Here is an 18261-nt window from a genome sequence, read left to right as displayed (position 1 = left end):
TTGCGGAGCGCCGCGAAGCGTCTCCGCTCCGCTGCACTGCGCCTGGCGCCCGCGGAGAGATGCTCGTGGCCTACCGCCCTGTCAATCTCGCAGACGCTGTTCGGCGGATCGCGCCCAGTGCTCCAGGGGCGTTATTCCTAGGCGCACGAGCTCTGGATGGGCCGCGACATAGGCCGTGGTGGCGAACCCCGGCATCGGCTCGGCGACCGCCCAGGCGCCTCCCAGCACATAGTCGATCAGCGGATCGACCCCCGCCGGCAGCGCGTCGCCGCGCCGCGCGGCATAATGCTGCGGATCGAAACAAGGACTGGGGCTGAGGCCCTGCCGGGCGCCCACGGAGAGGTAGTGGAGGAGCGGATTTCGCCCCGCCTCCCCCGCTTCGGGAAGCTGGGCCAGGTACCAGGCCGGATCGAACAGCCGGTGCGGCGACAGGCCGGCGGCCGCGCCCTCGAAGACGAAATGCACCAGCGGCGGCGTCTCCGCCGCGCTCGCCGGCATCTGCGATCGGTACCAGGCGGGATCGAACAACGGATGCGGCGACAGGCCGAGACGCCAGCCTTCGCGCAGATAATGCGACGGCGGATCCTCGCCCGGCGCAAGCACCGGCGCCTGGGCGAGGTAGTGAGCCAGGTCGAACAGCGGGTGCGGGTCGCGCCCGCTCTGCGCGCCATGCACGACGAAGTGCGCCGCAGGCCACAGGCCGCTCGCGCTGAGAGCCTCGGCGTTCTCGCGCGCATAGAAGGCGCTGTCGAACAGCGGATGGGGCTCGCGCCCCTCCAGCCCGCCGGAGAGGAGATAGTGCAGCAGGGGCGACACGCCTTCGGCCGTCACGTCGGCGCCGCGGCTCAGGTAGAAGGCCTGGTCGAACAGGCTGGGCGGCGCGAGGGTCGGATCGGCCCCGCGGCGCAGATAGGCTGCGATGTGCCGCAGATCATAGATCAGACGTCCGCTCCGACGCCACATGCCCGAGGCGAGAACCACAAGGGCCTGCCCGACCCGGCCGAGCGGCAGCAGAAGGGAGCGGCGGCGCCATGCCGTCCGGCTCAGCAGGTCCACCCCTGCAAAGGCTCGCGTCCGGCCCGCTTCGATCACCGCGGCGCGCCGCGCCGCCAGACGGCGGGCGTGCTCGGCGAAAACCCCGATCACCGCCTGGCCCATCTCCGCGCGCGTCACAGCATGGCGGGCGTGGAGCCGGGCGATCTCGCCGCGCAGCTCGTCGACCAGCTTGGCGGCCGCAGCGGCCTTCTGGATCAGCGCGTCGGGCTGCTGGCGATCCTCCCAGGGATCCGTTCGAACCGGTGCGTTCACGCCGCGAACTCCGCCATCCAGGCCTGGAAGCTGCCCGCGCCGACCGCGTAGGGGTCCGGGAACGCGGCCTGCACGTCCGGCCGGCCGCGATAGAGCAGCCGGTGCGCCTTCTCGATCGGGCCGCCGTCCTGATAGACGCCATGGGCCCACCAGCGCGACGGGATCGCCGGGTCGGTGGCCGCGGCGACCTCGCGCTTGTACCAGCTCCAGATCTCGTAGACCGGGAAGTTCTCCCCGGCGTAGCGCCGCGTCATGGCGTCCCCCACCGGTCCGAGCTTGGTGAAATGCCAGAACCGCAGCGGGGCGCCGTTGACGAGGATGCGACCGTCCTTCTCCACGCTGACCTTCCGGCGACTGAGATTCCAACTGGCGACGTTGTAGCCCGGATCGCGCACGACCTTGACCTTGTCGAACAGGGCCGGGACGTGGTCGCACCAGCGCTGGTCGACGAACAGTCCGTTGGGAATATCGTCATAGCAGTGGGTCAACAGGCGGTCGTTCCACCACTGGGCGAAACGCGCGCCCTCGCCCGAGGTGCGCACAGCGACGAAGCCCAGATTGTAGATCCCGGTCCGCAAGGTCGCCACGTCGTTGTCCTCGATCGCCTGTCGATCGTCGTTCGGGTCCAGCAGGTGCGGGGTCAGGAGGATGTCGTCGGCCTCGAGCCAGGCCTCCAGCGGCGAGAGGCTGCCCAGCAGGGCCGTGTCCGGGTCGAGGTAGATGACGGCGTCCGCGCCCGAGTTGCAGGCCTGCAGCAGGAAGGGTCCCTTCACCGCGGTGCAGACCTCGACGACGTCGTGCTTGAAGAGCCAGGACCTGAAGGTCGGGATACCGAGCTCGGACGCATAGACCACCCGATCGAAGGGTTCGGCGGCGACGTCCAGCACGAAGCCCGGCGGCGGCTCGTCGGTGATCAGCGCCACCAGCTCCCAGTCGGGATGAAAGCGCCGCAAGGACGCGTAGAGCACCCGCGCGCGGTTCAGGTACGAGAAGGTGAAGCTGGAGAAGCAGAGGACCTTCATGCGGCCGCGCTCGCCAGCGGCAGGTCGGCCGTCATGCCGCTGAAGGCCAGGTCGTAGAGCCGGGGCTGACGGATGCTGCGCGCAAGGGCGAGCAGGTCGCCGTCGGCCAGGGCCTGCCGCAGCGCCGCTTCGTCGGCCAGCACCCGGCCGCGCCCCTCCCCCGCCACCAGGGCCGCGACATTGGCGCTCTCCGGCGAGGTGACGATGGCCGCGCCGGCGGCGATGGCCTCATAGGCCGCCAGGCAGAAGGTCTCGCGGAAGATCGACCAGATGACCGCCACGTCGATCTCCAGAGCCTCCAGGGCCTGCTGCATCGCCCGCGGCTCGGCCAGGCTGACCGAGACCGGGTGAAATTCGATGGTCGTGCGGGGATCGCGCTGGGCGCCGAGGTGCAGGAAGCGATAGCGCGGATCGTCCGCGTAGTCCGCCGCCAGCCCGGCGAAGACCGGCCAGCCCTTGTGCGCCGACGGAAAGCCCAAGAAGGCCAGCCGCAGCGGCCTAGGCTCGCTCCGCCCCGGCTCGGGCGACGGCTGCGCCGGCGGTCGGGGGATCAGGCGGACGTGGGGGTGCACCACGGTCGCGGCGGTCGGGTAGCTTGATCTGTCGCGCCAGAAGTCGAGCGTCACCTGTGACGGGCTGGCCACGGTGAGACGCAGCTTGCGGAACAGCCGCTCATGCTCGGCGACCTGGGGCATGCGGCCGGGGCCGTAGAGGCAGATCCCGCAAGCCGGGCTGTCCGGCGGCGGCGCGGCGCAGTCCTCCACATCGTTGCGCAGCAACTGGTAGCCGGCGCAAAGGCTGGTGAAGTCATGCAGCCAGAAGGCGCCCTCGCTCAGGCTCGCCGCCTCGAGGATCTCGAGAACCTCGTCGACGCTGTGGCCCAGCAGGTTGTGGATGGCGAAGCTGCCGCGCGTCGCCTGCCCGCGCCCCTCTGGCCTCCTGAGGGCGGCCAGGCCCTCGGCGACGGCGTGGGCGCTGAAGACGCCGATCGCGCGGCCGTTCAGGATGGCGGCGAGCGATCCGGGCTCGCTCCGCCGCAGCACTGGCCAGGAGGTCGTGGGACAGAGGTGCAGGTGGTCGCGGCCGAGCCCGGCCATCTGTTGCGCCTCGTACTGCAGGCACAGTTGCACCCCGCCCAGGTTGGCGGTGTAGTCGTCGTGGCTGAAGGTGACGTGCAGGTCCTTCAGGCCGGTGCGCGACGGTGCGGCGGCGGCGGCGAAGTCCGCAGCGGGCTCGGCGATTCGCGCTCGATCGGCGGCCTCGGCGACCCGCGCCTCCAGCGAGGTCAGGTCGGCGGCGATCTTCAGGCGGAATCCCTCGACGCGGCGCGGCGCTCGTCCCTCCGCGCGGCCGGCCACGATGTAGTGGACGAAGGGATTGATTCCGGTCGCGGCGACGTCCGGATTGTCCTGCAGATATTCGCGGACGCAGAACTGGGGCGTCGGATCACGGCCTTCCCGCCATCCGACGGTGAGGAAGTGCTCCATCGGGTCGACGCCCTTGGCGACGACGTCCGGATAGGCCTCGCGGTAGAAGCCGCTGTTGAACCGAGGCCCCACGACCCGCCAGTCGGCGTCATCGAACGGCCGCGGCGTCGGCTCCTCCTGCGACGCAAGCGTCAGGGGCCGCGTCTCCGGCACATAGCTCCAGGTCTCGCCGTAGTCCCGCTGATAGGCGGCGGCATGGTCCGACATGAAGACGGCGCGGTCTTCCCGGACACCCTGTTCCATGTAGTGGCGGAGGGGCTCGCGGCCGCTCGCGGCGACGTCCGGATGCCGCTGCAGATATCGCCGCACCGAGAACCAGGGCGCAGGATCGCGCTCCTCGCGCCAGCCGTACTCGAGGTAGTGCCAGATCGGGTCGAAGTCCGTCAGGTTCAGGTCGGGATTGGTCGCCCGATAGAAGGCCTGGTCGAACGTCGTCGCGACGATCTGGTAGACGTCCTCAGCTTTGGCCGTGGCGGCCATACGGCGTATTCTTCCCTTCGCGGCGGCGAGGGCCTGTGTGCAACAGATGGTCGGGCCGATCAACCTGCGCCTGAGGTTGCTCCCATAGGCGAGCCCGCATACCACCGGATGCAATGAGCACGACCCGTACGCCCGCCCCGCCCAAGCCGACCGCCGAGCCGCGGCGCACGGCCTATCTCGTTCTGGGGATGCACCGATCGGGCACCTCGGCGATGACCCAGCTGCTGTCGCTGGCGGGCGCGCAGCTGCCGAAGAACCTGATGCCGGGCGACGAGCACAACGCGCAGGGCTATTTCGAGCCCTGGCGCATCGCCATGTTCAACGACGAGCGCCTGCGGGCCGCGGGCTCGGCCTGGGACGACGTCTTCGCCTATCCCTGCCCGGCGGTTCCCGACGCCGAGGCCGCCGCCTGGCGCGAGCGCGCGTCCGCCCTCTTCGCCGAGGAGTACGCGGGCCGGCGCCATCCGTTGATGAAGGATCCGCGGGTCACCGTGCTGCTGCCCTTCTGGCGCGAGGTGTTCGACGGCGCAGGCCTAGACGCACGCTGCGTGATCCCCGTGCGCCATCCCATGGCGGTGGCCAACTCGCTCGGCCGCCGCGACGGCTTCGCCCCGCAGAAATCCGTGCTGCTCTGGAGCGCCTACATGCTGGCCGCCGAAGCCTACAGCCGCGACCTGCCGCGCGCCTTCGTCGGCTACGACCCGCTGCTCGGCGACTGGCGCGCGCAGGTCGCCCGCATCGAACGCGACCACGGCGCGCCCCTGCCCAAGCTCGGCAAGCGCGCCGAGCGCGAGATCGACGCCGCCCTGACCTCGGACCTGCGGCACAACGCGGCGACCGGCGACCTGGCGGCCCTCGGCTGGACCGGCGCGATCGCAAGCGCGGTCTACGACTGGTTCGCCGCGGCCGCCCGCGACGAAGCCCCCGACCGCTCGGCTCTGGAGGCGGCCGCCCGCGACCTGGCCGAACGCCAGCGGGAGATGGGCGCCCTGGTCTCGCCCACGGCGCGCGACTTCGACGCCACGCGCGGCCAGCTGATCAGCGCGCGCCAGAACCTGGCCTGGGACCGGCGCGAGCTCGAGGCGCTCAAGGCGCGGTTCGAGAGCCTCCAGCGCGACTGGCTGAGCCGCAAGAGCGTGATGGAGGAGACCGAGCGGACGCTAGACGCCCTGCTCAAGGGTTGATCGCCGGTCCGGCGGATCGACCGCGACATAGATGAGGCCCGCCATGGCCGCGAGATCCAGGAAGTAGAGATAGCGGTAGTCGCAGGCGATCGAGATGGCGAAGAAGCTGGCGGCGAAGCCGAGCGCGCTGGCCATCAGGGCGATCATCGGCAGGTCCGCCGGATCGCGCCGCAGCAGCAGCACAAGCCCGACGCCGAGCGCCAGCAGGGCGTAGGCGAGGTGCGAATAGGCCGGCGTCGGGGTGAAGGCGTCGTTGTAGGCCAGCAGGCGGCTTTCGTGACCTGACCAGCGCCGCGAAAGGCCCAGCGCCGCGAGATGCTCCCGCGAGCCCTGGACGCCGAGGCAGATCGGCAGGCAGCGGTCGATCCGCGGCGTCAGGAAGACCCAGGCGAACACTGCGCTCCGCTCGCGCAGATAGAGGCCGGGATGCTGCAGGATCAGCGCCCGCCAGTCCGCCGCCAGCGCCGCCGCCGGCACGGCCGCCACGGCCTCGGCGAGCTCCGGCTGGGCGTCGGTGAAGTCGGTGCGCTCGGCGGACCAGTAGCGGGGCGCGAGACGGCGCACGGTCGCCGCCGCCTCGGGCGCGGCGCGGCTGACGGCGGTCAGCGGGAAGGCCGGGTCGAGGGCCACGGCGCCCAGCAGGTCGTAGGTCTGCAGCACCCGCATCCCCTCCGCCATGCCGTCGCCCGCGACCACGCCTTGGCGCGGCTGGGTGGCGAGGTTCAGGCCGTGGGAGACCGCGACGATCGCCGCCAGCGCGCCCAGCCCCCAGACCAGGCCGCGCCGCCAGCGGCCGTCAACCTGAGTCCGGGCGCGGGCCCAGCCCAGCGCCGCGGCCGCCGCGACGCCGACGACGATCCCGTTCTGCCGCAGCAGGGCGGCGGCGGCGAACAGGGCCAGGGCCGCGCCCAGCCGCAGCCAGCGCGCGCGCCGCCCCTCCCAGTCGCGGAGCGCCCAGGCGAGACTGGCCATTCCGGCCACCGCGGCGTTGGCGAACAGCACGTCCTTCCAGACGATGGCCTGGTAGATCAGCACCAGCGGCGAAAGGCTGAAAAGCACCGCAGCGATCACCGCCCAGCGGCTCACCCTGGTCCGCAGCCAGGCGAACGAGGCCAGGGTCGCGAACAGCAGCAGGCCGCTTGCGGCCACATAGAGGCCCGTACCCCGCCGGATCCCGTCGAACGCCCCCAACACCCAGGCGTAGAAGGACGGCGCCCAGCTCTGGCGGACGCGGAACCGGCCCTCGTAGAGCTCGAGGACGGAATCGACCGACAGATGGCCCGGCAGGTTGATGACCAGCATTGCGGCCCAGCCGGCCGCCAGCGCGGCGAGATAGGCGCTGCGCGTCACCCGCCACCGTCCAGCTCCCATTCCGCCGCCAACCTCGCCAGCCATCGCCCAGACGCCTTCCGGCCGGACACCTTCCGGAATGGGCGAAATCATGCTCACTCCGCCGCGCGGCCGCCGGCGCCGCGCCGGAACCGCCCGATGAGCGTCGTCTATATCCTGGCGCATTTCGACGACGAATACTGCGCCCTGCCGATGATCTGGCAGGCGGCGCGCGAAGGCCTGACGCAACGTTTCGTCTATCTCGCCGACTACCGGGACGCCGCCCTGGGCCAGCGGCGGCTGGCCGAGACCCGCAGCTTCCTCCAGCGGCACGGGATCGAGGCTTCCGCAGTCGTTCCGCTGGGGCTCGGAAGCGGCGCCTTTGACCAGAGCCTGCATCGCTCCGTCGACCTGCTCTTGCCCGAGCTCTCGCAGCTGCTCGCCGGGATGGGGAGGGTGACGCGTCTCGTCGCGCCGGCCTGGGAAGGCGGCCACATGGACCACGACGCCTGCGCCTTCATGGCGGTGCGGCTGGCGCAGCGGATTGACGAGCCGGAGATCCGCCAGTTCACCCTCTACAACGGCTGGGGCCTGCCCGGCCCGCTGCTGCGCGGCGGCGCGCCGTTGGCGGAAAACGGAGCCCGGCGCCAGGTCCGGCTGACGTCCGCCGAATGGCTGCGCTGGATGGCCGGCGTCCGCGCCTTCCCCTCGCAGGCCTACGCCTGGTCCGGCATCTGGCCGGCGATGTTCGCCGGCCTGCTCGCCCGCGGTTTCGCCTGGCAGACCCTCGCGCCCGAGCGGGTCTCCGCCCGGCCGCACGCGGGTTCGCTGTTCTACGAGCGGATGTTCAAGACGCCCTACGAAGATGTGCGCGCGGCGCTGGATGCCGCGCGGACCTAGGAGGCCGGCTTTCGCCGTCGCAGCAAGGGATCGACCGCCAGGTAGAGAACCCCGGTGATCGCAGCCAGGTCGACCGCGTAGAGGTAGCGGTAGTCGCAGGCGATCGAGACGAAGAAGAAGGTCGCGGTGAAGCCCAGGACCGCGACCATCAGGCCGGCGACGGCGATGTCCTCGGGATCGCGCCGGATCATCAGCAGGGCCGCCACGGCCGCCGCCAGCAAGGCGTAGGTCGCGTGCGAATAGAAGGGGGTTTGGAACCACCGCGCCGTGTAGCTGTAGAGGCGCGGATCCTGCAGCCTCTGGCCGTCGACCAGGCCGAGCTCCTTCTGCACGTGGGGCAGGCCGCTGACGCCCAGGTGCAGCGGCACGCAGAGATCGAGCCTTGGGGTCAGGAAGACCCAGCGGAACACCTCGAGCCGGCGGCGCGCGTAGCCCACGGGATCCGAGGCGATCATGTCCCGCCACTCGGCGGTCATCACCGGCGCCTTGAACCGCCAGATCTTCACCTGCAGCCGCTTGTTCCAGTCGAGGGTGTCGATCCGGGTCGGCGAATAGGTGGCGGGCGCCTCGCGGCGCAGAACCTCCAGAGCGTCCGGCCGGTCGGCGGCCATCCGCGGGAGCGGACGCGCCGGATTCTCGGCCAGGGCGGCCATCAGGTCGTAGTGCGCCAGCAGCCGCAGGCCGATCGAGCGGTTGCGGTCCGGCGCCTCATGGACGGGGTTGGCGGCGGCCAGCGCCAGCGCCAGGACCAGCGGCCCGGCCAGGCCGCCGGCCATCCAGGCGAGGCCCCGCCTCCAGCGTCCCTGGGCGGCGATCCAGGCCAGCGCCAGGGCCCAGGGCCCGATCACCACCCCGCCGTTCTGACGGACCAGGGCGCCGAAGGCGAGCGCGAAGGCCGCCAGGACCAGGAGGCTCCAGCGCAGGCCCGGCCGCGGCCAGACCCGCGCCGCCAGCGCCAGGGCGACGAAGGCGGCGACCGTCAGGTCGGCGAACAGCACGTCGCGCCAGACGATCCCCTGGTAGATCAGGACCTGCGGCAGGGCGAAGACCAGCGCCAGCACCACCGGCCCGCTCCAGGCGAGCCGCCGGCGCAGAAGCGGCAGGGCGGCCCAGGCCAGGGCGGTGGTCATCAGGCTGGCGGCGGCGAAGAGGCCGGTTCCCGGCACGATCGCATCGAAGGCGCCGAGGATGGCGCTGTACATGGGCGGGCCCCAGCTCATCCGCACATGATGGCGGCCCTCCCAAAGGGCGGTCGTGGAATCGAACCCCACCTGGCCCGGCAGGTTGAGGCTGGCGACGATCGCAAAGCCGGCGATGAGGATCCAGCGCCAGGTCGTCCAAGCGCGCCCGGCGCGGCCGTCCATGTCCATCTCCCTCGCCCCCATCGGCTCGCGCGGCTAGCCGGCGGGCGCGCGGCTGATGACCACCAGGCCGGCCAGGATCAGGCCGACGCCCACCCAATAGACGCTGGAGATCGGCTCCTTCAGGAGCACCATGCCGCCGAGTGGCGTCAGTACGAAGCTCAGCGCCATCAGCGGATAGATCCGGCTGAGCGGCGCGTGCTTGAGGATCATCACCCAGACCAGGGTCGCCGCCCCGTAGAGCGCCAGCGCTGCGCCGAGGATGGCGAGGCCCTGCAGATCGGCCAGCGGGCGTCGAAAGTCGAGGTGGCCCGAGGCGAGCTTGAAGAGGAGCTGGCCGGCGGAGATCACGCCGACGCAGGCCAGCGGCGCCACCCATCCCCAGAACAGTCCGACCTCGCCCAAGCTGTCCCCTCCCGGCCCGCATCCGTCCCGCGCTCGCGGTTTGTAGAACCGCTTCCCCAGACCCGGTCAAGCGCTCCGCCGCGACGTCCCCAGGGGCTCCGGGCCGCCTCTGGGCTTGGGCCTTAGGCCTTCGCGGCCTGCTCCAGCTGGGCCAGGGTGCGCAGGTAGGGATAGATGGGCCGCGTCGGCACGTTCAGCACGTCGAAGTTCGCCGCCTGCAGCAGCAGCTGGGCCCCCAGGATCACCGGCAGGGCCGCCGCCATGACGACGCCGGCCGAGGCCGAGTTGCCGGGGATCCGGGTGGCGAAATAGTGGGCCGCATAGCCGGCGCCGAACAGCAGCGAGAAGAGGCCGAACACCAGCTCCAGGCTGGCCACGCTGAAGTCGCGGACGAAATATTGACCGAGCACCCGCTGCAGGAAGTTGCGCAGGTGCTTCAGCGCGAAGGGCCCGACGATGGCGCCGATGCGCAGGTTGGAGACCTCGTCGGCGTAGCGCGCCGGGATCGGCACGTCGCGGACCACCGCGCGCAGGGTGCCCAGGTGGTAGAGCAGGTCGGTCTCGAAGAAGAACCGCCGAGACACCCGCTTGCGCATCACCATCTTGGCGACCTGGGAGTCGATGGCGGTGAAGCCGTTGGTCGGGTCGAAGATGTTCCAGTAGCCGGTCGACAGCTTGGCCGCGAAGCTCAGCGCCGCATTGCCCAGCACCCGGACCGTCGGCATCGACTGCAGGTGGCTGATCGAGGTGAAGCGGTTGCCCTTGGTGTAGTCGGCCTCGCCCAGCAGGATCGGCGCGACCAGGTGGGCCGCGTAGCTCAGATCCATCTGGTCGTCGCCGTCGACCTTGACCAGCACCTGGCCGCCGCGCCGCTCGGCCTCGCGGTAGCCGGCGAGCGTGGCGCCGCCGACGCCGAGGTTCCGGCTCAGCTTGACGACCACCACCCGCGGATCGCGCGTGTTCTCCAGGATGAAGTCGCCCGAGCCTTCGGGACAGGCGTCATCGACGCAGACGATCCCCTCGACCCAGGCCGGGGTCTTGGCCAGCACGTTGAGGATGTGCGCCTTGACGTTGAAGCAGGGCACGACGAACCAGACGCCGGCGCCCTCCAGCGCGGGCGCCGCGCCCGCGCGGCGGCGCTCGCCCATCGGCGGCGCCGGGTTGCGCGGGGTCCTGTCCATCACCGTGGCCATCCGGTTCGGCTAACACGGAACTCGCCAGCGGCGCAAAGCGGGCGGGTTGATCGGCTTCGGCGGGCGGCTTACGACCGGTGGTCCGCCCAGGGAAGTCACATCTTGGAATTCGAATACCGCCGACCTGACGTCGAGCAGGCCCTTCTCAGCGCCAAGGATGTGGCTTCGCTCGAAGCTGCGCTGACGGCGACGGCCGGCCTCAAGGCGGACCTCGACGATCCCGCCATTCGCGGGCATCAGATGTTCAGCCCGGGGTTGGACGCGGCGATCCCCACGGTCGCGCGCCGCCTGGATCTTCACGACGTGCCGCTGACGAAGACCAACGACCGTATCTGCATCGTCGCGACACGGCTCTACGAGTTCGGAGGACACAGCAAGGTGGCCTCCGACATCGCCGCGATCGTCGGCCCCGGGGACACCACCGTCGTCTACACGGACATCGACCGCGAACTGAGACACCAGAACCTGCTCAACTTGCGGCGGACGCCTGCAGACAACCGGCACCGTGCAGACCTGTTGCTCGGCGCGAACACCCTCGTGGGCAAGATCCTCGAGCTGTACAATCTGATGGCGGCGGTCCGGCCCGGCCGCATCTTCCTGCTCACCCATCACTTCGACATGGTCGCTCTGATCGCCTTGTGGCCGTTCCGCAGCGTCGTCGAATACCTGCACCACGCCGACCACCTGCCGACGCTCGGAGCGACCTTGCCATGGTCGGCGCACGCGGACCTGACATGGGGCTGCCACACGACCTGCCAGCGCGCCGGCCTGAATCCGACCTATGTGGGCCTGACCGTCACGCCGACGGCGCTCACGACGCCGTCGACGACAGGCGGGAAGACCCCAGACCGGCTTCGGATCGCCACCTGCGGCCACAGCGCCAAGTACCGGGGCGCCGGGACCTACCGTTGGCTGGATTTTGCGGTGGCGGCCCTCCAGCGGCCCGGCGCCGAGATCGTTCACTTCGGCGACGCGGAAGACGCGTTTCAGCGCGAGATCAGGCAGGGCCTGGCCGAAGCGGGCGTCGATCCGGCCGCCTATGTCTTCGCGGGGCTGACGCCAGGTCTCGCCGAGGATCTGCGGGCCCGCGAGGTGGACGTCTACCTGTCGAGCTATCCGGTGAGCGGCGGAAAGGCGATCGTCGAGGCCATGTCCGCAGGCTTGCCGCCGATCGTCCCGCTCGACCCAGATTGCCCGCCGCTGCTTCGCTTCGACTTTCCGACCGACATCTGGGTCGAGGTCTCCCGTCCGCAGGACATCAACGGGGCGATCGACGCCGCCCTGGCGAAGCGCGCCGCCATGGCGGGCGCCGGCGACCCGATCGCGGCTGAGGTCGAGCGCTTCAACGCCTATGTCCGAACCCCGCCGGCGGCCACGCCGCCTGCGGCGCGGTGAGTCGCGCCCGGGGGACGCAGCTTCGGACCGACGATTCCTAGAGGCAGCCGCCGGCCAGGGTCTGCTCGATCCAGGCGCGAAGCTCGGCCGAGAACCTCAGCGCGCCTTTCGTGTTGAGATGGTCGGCGTCGTACATGTGGTGCAGATCGTATTCGGTCTCGGAGTAGAAGTCGCGGAAGCGCACTCCGGGCTTCTCCAGCTCCGGCCTGAGCTTCGCGTGGAATTCCGCCAGGCGCTCCGCGCCATAGGCGTCGCGGAAGAGGCTGGACATGGGCGGGGTGGCGATGAACACCGCAAGACCCGCAGATCGGCAAAGGTCGACGTAGCGGCTTAGAATCTCAGAATTGGCGGCCTGGGTGACGGGAAACCGACGTCCGTTCCATGAGACGGCCTTCTGACGGCCCTCCAAGACGCTGTCGAGGTTCAGGCGTTCGGGGCGGTGGGTGTAAAACAGGCGGGGAAAGCTGGCCTGGGTGAGGGTCTCGGCTTCAGCCGACGCGATGTCGTACAGCCGCCGGCTGAACAGCCCGCCGAGCGGCGCCGGCAGGGCCGCCGCCACCCCGTGATCGTCCCTCAGGGTGGGATAGTATTTGATGAAGCGCCAAGGTTCGCCGCCCAGGGCCATATCGTAGTCGAACGAGTAGGGGGCCAGCCCGATGACGGCGTACTGGAACCTCTGTGGCGAGGCGAGCAGCACATCGCGGGCCAGGGCGAAGTCGTAATAGAGATCCTGGCTATCGCCCGCGAAATTCGCGAGCTGGTCGTCGAACGCCGACTCGATGACGCCGCCGCGGAAGTAGGACAGGCCCGTGAGGAAGCCGCGCCAGCGCAACGCCGACTGCTGCACCGCCCGGGCCGCCGAGCGCAGCCCCGACGCGTTCCGGAACAGTTCCTGGACATCCAAGTCGAGCACGCGCCGTCTCTCGAAGCCGCGCAGGGCGAGCCGGTCGAGAAGGCCCTTGTCGTGCTGGTCGCGCACGACGATGCGAAGGTCCGCCTCGTCGGCCGCCAGACGATCCACGTCGCAGGCGGGAAGGCAAGGCGTCAGACCGCCAGCATGGGCAAAGTCCGCGGGCCGCAGAATGTTCGTCAGCACGCGTTCGATCCGGACCGCCTCCCCATCGAACAGGGCGAACAGCTGGTTGAGCCGCCCGGAGTCGCAGATGAGGATGGCGCGCGCAGGATCGGACTTGGGGCTCAAGGCGAGGTCTCATCGAGTTGCAGGGCCGCGGCGCGGGGCCATCGGGCGGCGGCTGAAGAGGCTGGGGACGAGCCCTGCTTTAGGACGGCTTCATGAGCCCGCATCGAACCCACGGCCGACGGACGCCGCTCAAGCGCGAGGTTCCGATATTCCGATCGCACGTGCGCGAGCCCACGCCCCCAAGGCCTTCGTCTCTATAGTGGATAGGCTCCGCCCGGACAACGCAGGCGCCAGGCGGTCACGTCCCGCACGGTTGCGAATTTCCCGGCGAGGCCCTAGTCCGCAGACATGGCCCGCCGCGTGCGCAACGTTCTGATCTTCCCCGGCGGCACGGAGCCCGGGCTGGAGATCGCTCGCGCTCTGAAGGGCTGCAAGGAGGTGCGCCTGTTCGCCGCCAGCAGCGGCCCGGGCAACCACGCTCCGTTCGTGTTCGCACGCCATGCCGCGACGCCCGACGTCTTTACGGAAGGATGGCTCGAGGCGCTGAACGCACTTTGCGCGGCGTGGTCGATCGACCTCGTCTATCCGGCCCACGACTATGTGGCCGAGGCTCTGGTGCGCGAGCGCGAGAGGATCTCCGTCCCGGTGATCGCGGCGCCCGCCGAGGTCTTTGCGATCACCGCCTCGAAGCGGGCGACCCTGTCCTTGTTCGCCGACGTGATCCCGACGCCTGCGATCCTCGATCCGGCGACGGTCGCGAGCTTCCCCGTCTTCATCAAGCCGGACCACGGCTACGGCGGCCAGGGGGCGGTGCGGGTGGATTCGGCGGTGCAGCTGGGCGGCGCGCTGGAACAGACCTCCGATCCCCTCACGCTCGAATACCTGCCCGGCCGCGAGTACACGATCGACTGCTTCTCGGATCGCGAGCAGGGCGTGCTGTTCGCCGGCGGTCGGACCCGGGAACGGATCCGCATGGGGACGGCGATGCGTTCGGCCTCGGCCGGTCCGGAGCGGGACGCACTCTTCCTGAAGCACGCCCGCGCCATCCAGGCGCGCCTGCCGATGCGCGGCGCCTGGTTCTTCCAGATGCGCGAAGACGCCGCCGGGACGCCGAAGCTGCTCGAGATCGGCACGCGCGTGGCCGGCACCATGGCCTTCAACCGCGTGCGCGGCGTCAACTTCCCGCTACTGAGCATCCTTGAGGACGAGCGCGCGCCGCTCGCCCTGCTGCTGAACGATCCGCCCGAGGCCATCGACCGCGCCCTGACCAACCGCTTCGCGCACCGAATCGGCTATCGCCGGGTCTACGTGGACCTGGACGACACCTTGCTGCTGCACGACAAGATCAACGTCGAGGTCGCGGCCTTTCTCTTCCGGGCGCTGAACGAGGGCTGCGAACTGGTGCTGCTCACCAAATGCCTGACGGATCCCCATCAGGTCCTCGCGGCGCGGCGGCTTTCCGGCCTGTTCGACCGCATCGTGCATCTGGCCGAAGCCGACTCCAAGGCCGACCACATCGATCCCGACGGGTCGATCTTCATCGACGACAGCTTCAGCCAGCGGCGCGAGGTCGCCGAGCGTCACGGCATCCCGACCTTCGACCCCAGCATGCTGGAAATGCTCATGAACGACCGGATCGACTGACTGCGATGGAATGGAAAGTTCGCAGGAAAATCCTGACGCCCGATCGCGAACGTCCGTGGTGGGAGCACAGCGCGCTGGCCCCCTCGCCGTTGCTGCGCGGCGAGACGATCCGGATCTATGTCGGCGGCATCGCGGCCGATGGCGTCTCCAGCATCGGCTACGTCGACGTCGCCGCGAATGATCCGAGCCGCATCCTGGGGATTTCGCAGGAGCCGGTTCTGGTCAAAGGCCGGCCGGGCATGTTCGACGACAACGGCGTGTTCCCGGCGAGCGTGACGCGGGTCGGAAGCCAAGTGTTCCTCTACTACACCGGCTTCGAAATCTGCGAGAAGATCCGCTACCGGATGTTTGGCGGCCTCGCCGTTTCCGACGACGACGGCGAAACCTTTCACCGGGCGACCGAAGCGCCGGTGATGGACCGGACGGACGAGGGGCTGTTCTTCCGGGGCGGGCCGTCGGTCGAGCCGGAGGACGGTCGCCTGCGCGCCGTCTACAGCGCGGGCAGCGCGTGGGAATTCATCGGCGACCGGCTGCGCCCGACCTACGACATCTATGGATCGATCTCGGCCGACGGCGCGGTGTTCCCGCCGGCAGGCCGCCCACTGCTGGCGCGGCAGGCGGGCGAGCATGGCCTGGGAAGGCCGCAGATCGTCCGCGCCGACGGCCTGTGGCGAATGTTCTTCTGCGTCCGGACGCCGGACCTGCGCTACGCCAGCGGCTACGCGGTGTCGGAGGACGGCTGGGATTGGACACGGCGCGACGACGCCCTGAACCTCGGCCACAGTCCGGCGGGATCGTGGGACTCCGAGATGGTCTACTTTCCGAACTTCATCGACACCGGCTCGCGCCGCTATCTCTTCTACATCGGCAACGACTTCAGCCGCGGCGGCTTCGGTTACGCTGAACTCGCCTCATGGTGACGGTCCGCCGCTTCAGGTCGGACGACGCCAAGGCCTGGAACCGCTTCGTGGCGGAGGCCAAGAACGCGACCTTCCTCTTCAACCGTGGCTTCATGGACTACCACGCCGATCGGTTCGAGGATCATTCGCTGATGATCTTCGAGGGCGAGGCGCTGCTGGCCATCCTTCCGGCCAACGCCAAGGAAGGAGTCCTCCATTCGCACCAGGGCCTGACCTACGGCGGCGTCATCAGCGACCGGCGCATGAAGACGGCCGACATGCTGCAGGCGTTCCAGGCGATCCTGGACCATGCCCGTGGGCAGGGCTTCCGCAGCATCGTCTACAAATGCGTCCCGCACATCTATCACGCGCTGCCGGCGGAGGAGGATCTCTACGCCCTGTTTCGCTGCGGCGCCCGCCTGACCGCCCGCGGCCTGTCCTCGACGATCAGCGCGGACAATCGGCTGGCGTTCAATCCCGGGCGCCGCGGGCGCGTCCGCAAGAGCCAGGGTCTCGGCGAACTGGCGGAATCCGCGGATTTCGAAGCCTTCGTCGGGCTGATGGCGCAGCGGCTGGCCGAGAAGTACGACACCCGCCCCGTCCATACCGCGGCCGAACTGCGGCTCTTGAGGTCGCGCTTCCCCGAGCAGATCCGGCTGTTCGCCTGGACCCTGGACGGCCGGATGGAGGCCGGCGTCCTGGTGTTCGACACCGGGCGCGTCGTCCACACCCAGTACATCGGCGCCTCGGAGCTGGGCCGCAGGAGCTCGGCGGCGGACGTCATCCTCGACCACCTGATCAACGAGCGATATCGGGACCGACCCTACTTCGACTTCGGCATTTCCACCGAGAACGGCGGCGCCGTGCTGAACGACGGGCTGATGCGGCAGAAGGAAGAGCTGGGCGGCCGGGCCGTGGCCTACGACGTCTACGAGATCCCGCTTTGACTCCGTAGCGCCGCCGCGATCCGCTCCGGCGCGCCTTCGTCCATCCCCGGCCACATCGGCAGCGACAGGACGTCGGCCGCAAGCCGCTCGGCCAGCGGGAACTGGCCGGGCCGGAAACCGAGCTCGGCGAAGGCCGGCTGTTGGTGGCAGGCGGTCGGATAGTGGATCAGGGTCTGCACCTCGGCCTGGGCCAGGCGCGCCTGGGTCGCCGCCCGGTCGGCGCAGCGGACGACGTACAGGTGATAGACGTGCCGCGCCCAGGCGGCTTCCGCGGGCGGGGTCACGCCGGGGATGTCCGTCAGGGCCTCGGCGTAGGCCGCCGCATGCGTTCGCCGCGCGCCGTTGGCGGCGTCGAGCCGGGGCAGCTTGGCGCGCAGGAAGGCGGCCTGCAGCTCGTCGAGGCGCGAATTCACGCCCGACAGCTCGTGCTCGTACTTCCGCGCCGAGCCGTAGTTGCGCAGCTTGCGGATCCTGTCGGCGAGGGCGGCGTCCGAGGTGGTGACCGCGCCGCCGTCGCCCAGCGCACCGAGGTTCTTGGTCGGATAGAAGCTGAAGGCGGTGGCGTGGGCGAGCCCGCCGGTGCGCCGGCCGCGGTATTCGGCGCCGTGGCTCTGGGCGGCGTCCTCCAGCACGAAGAGGCCGCGATCCGCAGCGAGCGCCAGGATCGGATCCATGTCCGCCGGATGTCCGTAGAGCGAGACCGGAATGACCGCCGCCGTCCGCGGCGTCAGCGCGGCGCCGACCGCCTCGGCCGAGATCGTATAGCTGGCCGGGTCAGGCTCCACCGGGACTGGCCGCGCGCCCACCTGCGTCACCGCCAGCCAGGTGGCGGCGAAGGTGTGGGAGGGGACGATCACCTCGTCGCCGGGACCGACGCCAGCGGCCCGCAGCGTCAGCACCAGGGCGTCGAGGCCGTTGCCGACGCCGATCGCCTGGCCCGCGCCGCAATAGGCGGCGAACTCCGCCTCGAAGGCGGCGAGCTCCGGCCCGAGGATCAGCTGGCCGTTCGCCAGCACCCGCTGGTAGGCGGCGTCCAGCTCGGCCTTGAGCTCGGGCTCCTGGACGTCGAGCTGGAAGAACTTCATCGCCGCGCCCGCGCCAGGAAGGTGTCGAAGTCACGGATGTAGTCGGCCTCATCGTAGGGCGTGGAGGCCAGCACCATGCAGACCGAGCCCGAGGAGAAGTTCTCCAGCTCCCGCCAGGTCATCGGACCGATGTGCAGGCCGATATTGGGGCGGTTCAACGTCACCACCTCTTCGACGGTCCCGTCGTTCAGCCGCACGTCAAAACTGCCGGACAGCGGCAACAGCAGCTGGTGCAGGGCGAGGTGGGCGTGTCCCGCCCGCACCGCGCCCGCCGGCACGTCGTAGAGGTAGTAGACCCGCGCGATCGGGAACGGCGCGTGCCGCTCGGATTCCACAAAGCAGAGGTTCCCGCGGGGATCGGAGACCACGGGGAGTTCGATGAGGGCGGCGAGGCGGGTCGGCTTCATGGGCGGGGGCGACAGTCTCGATGAGCCGGCGTCGGGAGACCCGACCGAGTGCGGAACGCCGCTACCACGAATGG

Annotated in this window: 16 protein-coding genes; 6 read left to right on the top strand and 10 right to left on the bottom strand. The window is 70.1% G+C overall.

Going from position 1 to position 18261, the window contains the following annotated elements; genetic code table 11:
- Positions 1–81 precede the first annotated feature (81 nt).
- From ACSQ2B_RS20550 to ACSQ2B_RS20540, 3 genes are read right to left on the bottom strand one after another with little or no spacing between them, the layout of a single operon-like run.
- On the bottom strand, positions 82–1308 hold the full coding sequence (locus tag ACSQ2B_RS20550) for a hypothetical protein (RefSeq protein WP_436052803.1): 1227 nt from the start codon (positions 1306–1308) through the stop codon (positions 82–84).
- Complete coding sequence (locus ACSQ2B_RS20545) at positions 1305–2330, bottom strand: hypothetical protein (protein WP_436052801.1); 1026 nt, start codon at positions 2328–2330, stop codon at positions 1305–1307. Before ACSQ2B_RS20545 ends, ACSQ2B_RS20550 begins: the two co-directional genes overlap by 4 nt.
- Positions 2327–4297 carry a hypothetical protein gene (locus tag ACSQ2B_RS20540; protein WP_436052799.1) on the bottom strand — a complete coding sequence of 657 codons (1971 nt, stop codon included), beginning with the start codon at positions 4295–4297 and terminating at the stop codon, positions 2327–2329. The genes ACSQ2B_RS20545 and ACSQ2B_RS20540 overlap by 4 nt, the downstream gene beginning before the upstream one ends.
- 113 nt (positions 4298–4410) lie before the next feature.
- On the opposite strand from ACSQ2B_RS20540, the gene ACSQ2B_RS20535 reads away from it, so the two are divergent.
- On the top strand, positions 4411–5481 hold the full coding sequence (locus tag ACSQ2B_RS20535) for a sulfotransferase family protein (protein ID WP_436052797.1): 1071 nt from the start codon (positions 4411–4413) through the stop codon (positions 5479–5481).
- Here ACSQ2B_RS20535 and ACSQ2B_RS20530 read toward each other — a convergent pair.
- Complete coding sequence (locus ACSQ2B_RS20530) at positions 5458–6924, bottom strand: hypothetical protein (RefSeq protein ID WP_436052795.1); 1467 nt, start codon at positions 6922–6924, stop codon at positions 5458–5460. The two genes, ACSQ2B_RS20535 and ACSQ2B_RS20530, sit on opposite strands and share 24 nt — an antisense overlap.
- Before the next feature lie 45 nt (positions 6925–6969).
- Between ACSQ2B_RS20530 and ACSQ2B_RS20525 the strand changes: the two genes are divergently transcribed.
- Positions 6970–7710, top strand: a complete 741-nt coding sequence (locus ACSQ2B_RS20525) for a hypothetical protein (protein WP_436052793.1) — start codon at positions 6970–6972, stop codon at positions 7708–7710.
- Here ACSQ2B_RS20525 and ACSQ2B_RS20520 read toward each other — a convergent pair.
- The 3 genes from ACSQ2B_RS20520 to ACSQ2B_RS20510 all read right to left on the bottom strand — a co-directional run bounded on the left by ACSQ2B_RS20520 (position 7707) and on the right by ACSQ2B_RS20510 (position 10657).
- Entirely contained in the window at positions 7707–9074 is a 1368-nt protein-coding gene (locus ACSQ2B_RS20520; RefSeq protein ID WP_436052792.1) for a hypothetical protein, read from the bottom strand. The genes ACSQ2B_RS20525 and ACSQ2B_RS20520 overlap by 4 nt on opposite strands.
- 33 nt (positions 9075–9107) lie before the next feature.
- Positions 9108–9476, bottom strand: a complete 369-nt coding sequence (locus ACSQ2B_RS20515; protein WP_436052791.1) for an EamA family transporter — start codon at positions 9474–9476, stop codon at positions 9108–9110.
- Between the two features lie 122 nt (positions 9477–9598).
- Positions 9599–10657, bottom strand: a complete 1059-nt coding sequence (locus ACSQ2B_RS20510) for a glycosyltransferase family 2 protein (protein WP_436052789.1) — start codon at positions 10655–10657, stop codon at positions 9599–9601.
- Between the two features lie 114 nt (positions 10658–10771).
- On the opposite strand from ACSQ2B_RS20510, the gene ACSQ2B_RS20505 reads away from it, so the two are divergent.
- The gene (locus tag ACSQ2B_RS20505; protein WP_436052787.1) at positions 10772–12064 is read left to right on the top strand and encodes a hypothetical protein; all 1293 of its coding nucleotides are present in this window, start codon (positions 10772–10774) and stop codon (positions 12062–12064) included.
- Between the two features lie 37 nt (positions 12065–12101).
- Here the strand turns inward: ACSQ2B_RS20505 and ACSQ2B_RS20500 are convergent, their stop codons facing one another.
- On the bottom strand, positions 12102–13265 hold the full coding sequence (locus tag ACSQ2B_RS20500) for a hypothetical protein (protein ID WP_436052785.1): 1164 nt from the start codon (positions 13263–13265) through the stop codon (positions 12102–12104).
- 300 nt (positions 13266–13565) lie between these two features.
- Here ACSQ2B_RS20500 and ACSQ2B_RS20495 point away from each other — a divergent pair, with 300 nt between their 5' ends.
- The 3 genes from ACSQ2B_RS20495 to ACSQ2B_RS20485 are packed head-to-tail and all read left to right on the top strand — an operon-like array spanning position 13566 to position 16695.
- The gene (locus ACSQ2B_RS20495; RefSeq protein ID WP_436052783.1) at positions 13566–14849 is read left to right on the top strand and encodes an ATP-grasp domain-containing protein; all 1284 of its coding nucleotides are present in this window, start codon (positions 13566–13568) and stop codon (positions 14847–14849) included.
- 5 nt (positions 14850–14854) lie between these two features.
- Entirely contained in the window at positions 14855–15769 is a 915-nt protein-coding gene (locus ACSQ2B_RS20490; RefSeq protein ID WP_436052781.1) for a hypothetical protein, read from the top strand.
- Complete coding sequence (locus ACSQ2B_RS20485; protein ID WP_436052780.1) at positions 15763–16695, top strand: GNAT family N-acetyltransferase; 933 nt, start codon at positions 15763–15765, stop codon at positions 16693–16695. The genes ACSQ2B_RS20490 and ACSQ2B_RS20485 overlap by 7 nt, the downstream gene beginning before the upstream one ends.
- Here ACSQ2B_RS20485 and ACSQ2B_RS20480 read toward each other — a convergent pair.
- Together ACSQ2B_RS20480 and ACSQ2B_RS20475 are read right to left on the bottom strand one after the other, a co-directional pair.
- Positions 16677–17780 (bottom strand): DegT/DnrJ/EryC1/StrS family aminotransferase, encoded by a 1104-nt coding sequence (locus ACSQ2B_RS20480; RefSeq protein ID WP_436052778.1) that lies wholly within the window; start codon positions 17778–17780, stop codon positions 16677–16679. The genes ACSQ2B_RS20485 and ACSQ2B_RS20480 overlap by 19 nt on opposite strands.
- The gene (locus ACSQ2B_RS20475; RefSeq protein WP_436052776.1) at positions 17777–18187 is read right to left on the bottom strand and encodes a sugar 3,4-ketoisomerase; all 411 of its coding nucleotides are present in this window, start codon (positions 18185–18187) and stop codon (positions 17777–17779) included. Before ACSQ2B_RS20475 ends, ACSQ2B_RS20480 begins: the two co-directional genes overlap by 4 nt.
- Positions 18188–18261 lie beyond the last annotated feature (74 nt).

Origin of the sequence: Phenylobacterium sp. LjRoot225 (assembly GCF_964252855.1) — a bacterium.
Taxonomy (GTDB): domain Bacteria; phylum Pseudomonadota; class Alphaproteobacteria; order Caulobacterales; family Caulobacteraceae; genus Phenylobacterium.
This window is presented reverse-complemented; position numbering and strand designations above follow the sequence as displayed.

Coding starts and splice junctions, on each gene's coding strand:
- ACSQ2B_RS20525 (WP_436052793.1), top strand. CDS start 6,970: ATGAGCGTCGTCTATATCCTGGCGCATTTCGACGACGAATACTGCGCC.
- ACSQ2B_RS20475 (WP_436052776.1), bottom strand. CDS start 18,187: ATGAAGCCGACCCGCCTCGCCGCCCTCATCGAACTCCCCGTGGTCTCC.
- ACSQ2B_RS20535 (WP_436052797.1), top strand. CDS start 4,411: ATGAGCACGACCCGTACGCCCGCCCCGCCCAAGCCGACCGCCGAGCCG.
- ACSQ2B_RS20520 (WP_436052792.1), bottom strand. CDS start 9,074: ATGGACGGCCGCGCCGGGCGCGCTTGGACGACCTGGCGCTGGATCCTC.
- ACSQ2B_RS20480 (WP_436052778.1), bottom strand. CDS start 17,780: ATGAAGTTCTTCCAGCTCGACGTCCAGGAGCCCGAGCTCAAGGCCGAG.
- ACSQ2B_RS20485 (WP_436052780.1), top strand. CDS start 15,763: ATGGTGACGGTCCGCCGCTTCAGGTCGGACGACGCCAAGGCCTGGAAC.
- ACSQ2B_RS20530 (WP_436052795.1), bottom strand. CDS start 6,924: ATGATTTCGCCCATTCCGGAAGGTGTCCGGCCGGAAGGCGTCTGGGCG.
- ACSQ2B_RS20540 (WP_436052799.1), bottom strand. CDS start 4,297: ATGGCCGCCACGGCCAAAGCTGAGGACGTCTACCAGATCGTCGCGACG.
- ACSQ2B_RS20490 (WP_436052781.1), top strand. CDS start 14,855: ATGGAATGGAAAGTTCGCAGGAAAATCCTGACGCCCGATCGCGAACGT.
- ACSQ2B_RS20545 (WP_436052801.1), bottom strand. CDS start 2,330: ATGAAGGTCCTCTGCTTCTCCAGCTTCACCTTCTCGTACCTGAACCGC.
- ACSQ2B_RS20510 (WP_436052789.1), bottom strand. CDS start 10,657: ATGGACAGGACCCCGCGCAACCCGGCGCCGCCGATGGGCGAGCGCCGC.